The 534-nt window shown below is 31.5% G+C and carries 1 protein-coding gene; it reads left to right on the top strand.

Annotated features, from left to right (window positions below; genetic code table 11):
* Positions 1 to 74: 74 nt before the first annotated feature.
* The gene (locus ACF91D_RS31595; protein ID WP_392438672.1) at positions 75 to 491 is read left to right on the top strand and encodes an SDR family NAD(P)-dependent oxidoreductase; all 417 of its coding nucleotides are present in this window, start codon (positions 75 to 77) and stop codon (positions 489 to 491) included.
* Positions 492 to 534 lie beyond the last annotated feature (43 nt).

Below are 534 nucleotides of genomic sequence, written 5' to 3' on the forward strand. Positions count from 1 at the left end.
TTTCCAACAAACACTTGATTGATATCGCAGTCTAAGGTTTATGATTGAAATATATTCAAAGGAGGTTATATAATATGGGTAAATTTGATAGTTTACAAGACAAAGTTGTAGTTATTGCTGGTGGTGCTAAGAACCTTGGTGGCTTATTAAGTACTACTTACGCTAAAGATGGGGCTAAATTAGTAATCCATTATCATAATGAAAAGTCTTTAGATGATGCTAAAGCTACACTTTCAAAAGTTGAAGAGTTAGGTGGAGAAGGTACATTATTTTCTGGTGATTTAACTAAGGTTAGTAATGTCCAAGCTTTATTTCAACATGCTGAAGAGACGTTTGGAAAAGTTGATATTTCAATAAATACAGTAGGAAAAGTAATTAAAAAACCTATTTCAGAAACGACTGAAGAAGAGTTTGATAGTATGTCAGACATCAATGCAAAGTCAGCTTATTTCTTTATTAAATATGATGAAAAGGCTATGAATGATAATTGAAAAATCATCACTCTAGCCACTGCATTGCTTTCTGATTATAAAG

It is taken from the genome of Staphylococcus sp. 231237_7MaSpsaltlick, from assembly GCF_043107035.1.